The organism is Collinsella aerofaciens (genome assembly GCF_015556945.1).
Lineage (GTDB): Bacteria > Actinomycetota > Coriobacteriia > Coriobacteriales > Coriobacteriaceae > Collinsella > Collinsella aerofaciens_AO.
The window spans coordinates 2,314-7,955 of sequence record NZ_JADNNH010000042.1; the positions used below are offsets into that span (position 1 = coordinate 2,314).

General features: G+C 60.7%; 7 protein-coding genes and 1 pseudogene. All 8 read right to left on the reverse strand.

The window, feature by feature from the left end:
* Positions 1-10: 10 nt before the first annotated feature.
* On the reverse strand, positions 11-844 hold the full coding sequence (locus I2F59_RS09470) for a PTS system mannose/fructose/sorbose family transporter subunit IID (RefSeq protein WP_156598735.1): 834 nt from the start codon (positions 842-844) through the stop codon (positions 11-13).
* Positions 825-1,598 carry a PTS mannose/fructose/sorbose/N-acetylgalactosamine transporter subunit IIC gene (locus I2F59_RS09475; protein ID WP_035137735.1) on the reverse strand — a complete coding sequence of 258 codons (774 nt, stop codon included), beginning with the start codon at positions 1,596-1,598 and terminating at the stop codon, positions 825-827. Before I2F59_RS09475 ends, I2F59_RS09470 begins: the two co-directional genes overlap by 20 nt.
* A gap of 224 nt (positions 1,599-1,822) precedes the next feature.
* Entirely contained in the window at positions 1,823-2,713 is an 891-nt protein-coding gene (locus tag I2F59_RS09480; protein WP_271755801.1) for a DMT family transporter, read from the reverse strand.
* 88 nt (positions 2,714-2,801) lie between these two features.
* Positions 2,802-3,635, reverse strand: coding sequence for a PTS system mannose/fructose/sorbose family transporter subunit IID (locus I2F59_RS09485; RefSeq protein WP_156598735.1), 834 nt, complete (start codon positions 3,633-3,635; stop codon positions 2,802-2,804).
* Positions 3,616-4,389 (reverse strand): PTS mannose/fructose/sorbose/N-acetylgalactosamine transporter subunit IIC, encoded by a 774-nt coding sequence (locus tag I2F59_RS09490; RefSeq protein WP_195503978.1) that lies wholly within the window; start codon positions 4,387-4,389, stop codon positions 3,616-3,618. The genes I2F59_RS09485 and I2F59_RS09490 overlap by 20 nt, the downstream gene beginning before the upstream one ends.
* 58 nt (positions 4,390-4,447) lie before the next feature.
* The gene (locus tag I2F59_RS09495) at positions 4,448-4,930 is read right to left on the reverse strand and encodes a PTS sugar transporter subunit IIB (RefSeq protein WP_117565058.1); all 483 of its coding nucleotides are present in this window, start codon (positions 4,928-4,930) and stop codon (positions 4,448-4,450) included.
* Between the two features lie 57 nt (positions 4,931-4,987).
* On the reverse strand, positions 4,988-5,407 hold the full coding sequence (locus I2F59_RS09500; protein WP_195503979.1) for a PTS sugar transporter subunit IIA: 420 nt from the start codon (positions 5,405-5,407) through the stop codon (positions 4,988-4,990).
* Between the two features lie 46 nt (positions 5,408-5,453).
* A pseudogene (locus tag I2F59_RS09505) lies at positions 5,454-5,642 on the reverse strand (SIS domain-containing protein); the annotation flags it as partial.

A 5,642-nucleotide genomic window follows, 5' to 3' on the forward strand; every position in this document is an offset into this window, starting at 1 on the left:
AGCCGGGCCCTTACGCCAGCACGCCGAAGAACGCGCCGATGATGCCCACGACCATGGTGGCCACGATCAGCACCATGGGGTTGATCTTCTTGGACAGCAGCCAGTAGTACAGCCAGAAGGCGATCATGCCGAGCATGCCGGGCATGATGCCGTCCAGGATGTCCTGGAGGGTCTGGGCGTCGTCGCCCGAGCCGATGGCCACCGGGATGCTGGCCCAGAACATGTCCTTGCACATGGCGCCCACGACCATGACGCCCACGATTCCCACGCAGGTCATGATCTTCTGCATGAGGCCGGTCCTCTGGGCCTCGTCCAGGAAGCCCACGCCCAGCTCGTAGCCCTTGACGGCGCCCCAGATGCGCAGCGCGAAGCCGGGGACGTTGTAGATGAGCAGGAAGGCGATGGGGCCGAAGGGGTTGCCGGCCTGGCACAGGCTGATGCCCACCGCGGCGGCGACCACGCGCAGCGTCGACAGGAAGATGGAGTCGCCGATGCCGGACAGCGGGCCCATGAGGGCGGCCTTGACGTCGTTGACGCTCTCGGGCTCGATCTCGCCGCGGGCGACCTTCTCCTCCATGGCCATCGCGATGCCGCCGACGAACGGGGCGAACTGGACGGTGATGTTGAAGAACGCGCAGTGGCGGTGCAGGGCCTCGGCGTAGTCGTCGGGGCGGCCGGCGTAGATCTTCTTGAGCATGTTGGCGACCATCAGGCAGAAGGCGATGTTCATCTGCTTGTAGTAGGTCCAGGAGAACTCCATGCCCAGGGCGCCGGTGTTGACGGCGCTCTTGACGAGGTCGGAGCGCGTGATCTTGTTCTCGGGACTAGAAGTCATCGTCCTCATCCCCTTCCGCGGAGAGCTGGGGCTGGGCTCCGCCCAGGCCGAGCAGGTCGAACTTGTCGATGCCGATGATGATGGCGATCAGGGCGACGCCCAGGACGGGCACGTTGGCATAGGAGCACAGCAGGAAGCCCAGGAAGTAGAAGGGCACGAGCTGCTTGGTGAGCACCAGGCGGCCGAGCATGGCGAAGCCCATGGCAGGCAGGATGTTGGCGGCAACGCCGCAACCGTCGATGATGAAGGGCGGGATGAAGTCGAGCAGGCCCTGGATGGCGTCGGAACCCAAATAGAAGGCGCCGCCGCACAGCAGGAAGTACTCGACGCAGCCCCAGATTCCAATTCCCCAATGAACGGCGTAGATGCCTTTGAGGTTTCCCTTGAGGGCGAACTTGTCTGCCATATCTACAAACACAGGGAACAAGGCATTGGTAATGTTGCCGATCGTCAGTGCAAGGACGGCGATGGGCATGGCGAGCGCGATGGCCGTCTCGGTACCCTGACCGAGCTGAATGGCAAACGCGCAGGCGAGCACGCCGCCGACGGTTTCGTTAGGCGGCACGTAGGCGCCGATGGAGATCGAGCCCATGAACAGCAACTCCAGGCTGGCGCCAACGGCAAGGCCAGTCTGCAGGTCCCCCAGCACCAGGCCCACGAGCGGGCACAGGACGATGGGGCGGAACGCGTAGAGGGTGCCGAGCTGGTAGTCGAGACATCCAAAAGCTCCGACTAAGCCGACGAGGATTGCTTGGACAAGCATAGTTCCTCCCAATAAGGAATCTCGAACCGTCGTCACTCCCGTCGCGCGCGTTATTGATATTAATCCGGGAGTTTGACCACACGGTCCGAACCGCACCTGGCGTGCTGCTAACACCCATACCAGGCACAAATGATTTGATACCAATTATAGGTATGCAGGTTCGCCTTATTTAATACCAGTCGCTCAGCGGGGTGTTTTTTACCGTAAACGGCAGGCGCATCCCATTAGGCACGCTCTTTGTTTCGATGGCGGACAAGCGCCACCAGAAAGCCGTCGCCAAAAGCATCGGATGCCAAGTTGGCCACAATCACCAAAACGATCATCGCCGCGCCCAAGAACTCGTTCCAGCTAAAGACCTCGCCAAAGAGGAGCGCCGACCAGCAGGGAGCGAGCACGACCTCACTCATGCAGACCAAGTTGGCCGCAAACGCGTTGGTGCGCGCAATCCCCTTGGCATACAGCACACTCGCAAGGCCGCTGCAAAAAAGGCCATGCACCAGCATAAGCCCCCACTCAAAGGGTTTCACGGAGCCTAGGTCGCCGGCAAAATAGACGATCGGCAGTATCGAGATGCCGCAGGAGATGAGCGAGGACACCATGGGCGACGCATCGGGGCGAGAGTTTAAAAAGAAACACAGCCCAAAGGCGGCGCCCGAAATGACGGCAAGCAGGTTGCCGAGCATGCCCTCGGCGCTCAAATCACCTAAAAAGAAAAGTCCCATACCCGTAAAAGCAACCACCACGGAGGCAATCTTCGCAGGCGAGGGCAACGTGCGAGTTGCGAGCGATTGATACACGATAACGAAAATCATCGAGGTGTACTGCAGAACGATCGCGTTGCCGACCGTCGTGAGCTGGTTGGCAAAGTTAAACGTGGTGCCCGTCACGAAGTTGCAGACGGCCACAAGGACAATAAGACGGCTGACGCGAAGGACGGGCCTGCCGACGAGCAGGATAAAGAGCGCCATAAATATTGCCGTGACGGCACCGATCAAAAGAGCCGACTGCGAATTGGCGCGAACGAGGATGCCGATAAAACTCCACAAGAGCGCCGTGCCAAATAGATACATCGCCCCGCTCACGCCATTATCGGGTGGATTGTCAGATCGAATCACGAAGCACCTCCAACTAGCTTTCGGTAATAAAAAACGGCGACCGCAATGGGTCGCCGTTTCCCTTGGGGGCAGATAATAGGCCGGGCCCTTACGCCAGCACGCCGAAGAACGCGCCGATGATGCCCACGACCATGGTGGCCACGATCAGCACCATGGGGTTGATCTTCTTGGACAGCAGCCAGTAGTACAGCCAGAAGGCGATCATGCCGAGCATGCCGGGCATGATGCCGTCCAGGATGTCCTGGAGGGTCTGGGCGTCGTCGCCCGAGCCGATGGCCACCGGGATGCTGGCCCAGAACATGTCCTTGCACATGGCGCCCACGACCATGACGCCCACGATTCCCACGCAGGTCATGATCTTCTGCATGAGGCCGGTCCTCTGGGCCTCGTCCAGGAAGCCCACGCCCAGCTCGTAGCCCTTGACGGCGCCCCAGATGCGCAGCGCGAAGCCGGGGACGTTGTAGATGAGCAGGAAGGCGATGGGGCCGAAGGGGTTGCCGGCCTGGCACAGGCTGATGCCCACCGCGGCGGCGACCACGCGCAGCGTCGACAGGAAGATGGAGTCGCCGATGCCGGACAGCGGGCCCATGAGGGCGGCCTTGACGTCGTTGACGCTCTCGGGCTCGATCTCGCCGCGGGCGACCTTCTCCTCCATGGCCATCGCGATGCCGCCGACGAACGGGGCGAACTGGACGGTGATGTTGAAGAACGCGCAGTGGCGGTGCAGGGCCTCGGCGTAGTCGTCGGGGCGGCCGGCGTAGATCTTCTTGAGCATGTTGGCGACCATCAGGCAGAAGGCGATGTTCATCTGCTTGTAGTAGGTCCAGGAGAACTCCATGCCCAGGGCGCCGGTGTTGACGGCGCTCTTGACGAGGTCGGAGCGCGTGATCTTGTTCTCGGGACTAGAAGTCATCGTCCTCATCCCCTTCCGCGGAGAGCTGGGGCTGGGCTCCGCCCAGGCCGAGCAGGTCGAACTTGTCGATGCCGATGATGATGGCGATCAGGGCGACGCCCAGGACGGGCACGTTGGCATAGGAGCACAGCAGGAAGCCCAGGAAGTAGAAGGGCACGAGCTGCTTGGTGAGCACCAGGCGGCCGAGCATGGCGAAGCCCATGGCCGGCAGGATGTTGGCGGCAACGCCAAAGCCAGCAAGGACAAAGGGCGGGATGAAGTCGAGCAGGCCCTGGATGGCGTCAGCACCCAGATAGAACGACAGCGAGCACAGCAGGAACGCCATGATGATACCGGTCAAACCGATCAGGAAGTGCATCGCATAGACACCCTTAAGGTTGCCCTGGGCAGAGAAAACATCGGCACGGTCAACCAAAATCGGCAGGGCGGCGTTGAGGATGTTCTTGATGGCAAGGCACAGCGTGGCGATGGGCATAGCGAGCGCGATGGCTGCCTCGGTGCTCTGGCCCAACTGGATAGCGAAGGCGCAGGCGAGCACGCCGCCGATCGTCTCATCAGGCGGCACGTAGGCGCCGATGGAGATCGAGCCCATGAACAGAAGCTCCAGGCTGGCGCCGATCGCGAGGCCGGACTGCAGGTCCCCCAGCACCAGGCCCACGAGCGGGCACAGGACGATGGGGCGGAACGCATAGAGCGTACCGAGCTGGCAGTCGAACTTACCAAATGCGGCGATAAGTCCGATGAGGATTGCTTGGGTAAGCATATATCCCCCTTTCCTAATAGGACACTACGAAGAGCTCAGACTCTTCGAATTTGAACGCCTAGAGCACGCTTGCGCAGTCGACCTTGGGGTCATCGGCCAGAGGACGGATCTCGACCTCGACGCCGTTGTTCAGCATCTCGCGCACATCGGCCTCCTCGGCTGCAGTCAGGAAGATCTGACGAGAGACCTGACGAGCATCGGGGCGCTTCTCGTCCTTGGGCTTGGTGTTGCCCAGGTTGACCGACTTGATCTGCGGGCAGCCTTCAACAAGCTGCTTTGCCTCAGCGATGGTGGCGACACAGATAATCATCTTGTATTTGTCAGTCACACCCGAGTTAATGGCCTCGATGGCATTCGCCATATCCTTGATGACGAGCTTGCAGCCGGCAGGCTTGCCCATCTTGAGCGTCGTCTTCCACACCGGGTCGTTGGCGACCTTATCGCCCACGCAGAAAATGCAGTTGGAGCCAAGGCCCTGGACCCAAGAGACCGCGACCTGGCCATGAAGCAGGCGATGGTCGACGCGAAGTAGCTGAATCATAATGTGACCCCCCAAAGGTCTTGTGCCGTCTTACGGCGTGTCAGTAGGTGCTGCGGATTAGAACTCTTCTTCCTCTTCGTCATCGACCAAAAGATCGTTGACAAACTTCACGCGCGTATCGTCCGCAGCGACGATGGCGCGAATCGTCTCCTCAACCGGCGCCGACTCGTCAGAGAACAGCAGCTGGATAAGCAGAGGAAGGTTCATGTTGGTAACGAGGTACGTGCGGGGACGCGTCTGGACGATCTTGGTGAACTCGTTGTTGACGCTGCCGCCAAAGAGGTCGGTGCAGACAACGACATCATCGTCGGCAGCCATGCCTGCCAGCAGTTTTTGGGCCTCCTCGGCCACGTCCATGCGGCCATCGACGAACATCGAAAGATCGTGGACGTTGTCGCGAGCGCCCGAGAGCAGCTCGACACTCTCCTTGATGCCGGTAGCGAAGTGCGCATGGCTGGCGATGATGTACTGCCTCATTCTGTGTTCCTCTCAATAGCCCGGCGCGTTCCCGCACCCGTTTTCTTTAGTAGTCGAACTGGTGATAGTAGCGACGATACTTGAGGTTGTGCTTGGTGACCGTCTCGTAGTAGCGAGCCAGGCGGTCGGTAACGAGCACCGTCAGAATCCACGGGGACACGATGACGCGGAACTCGTCGTCAAGGCCGGGGATCGCGAACTCGGCGGTGTCGATGATGTTGATGTCGGTGTCGCC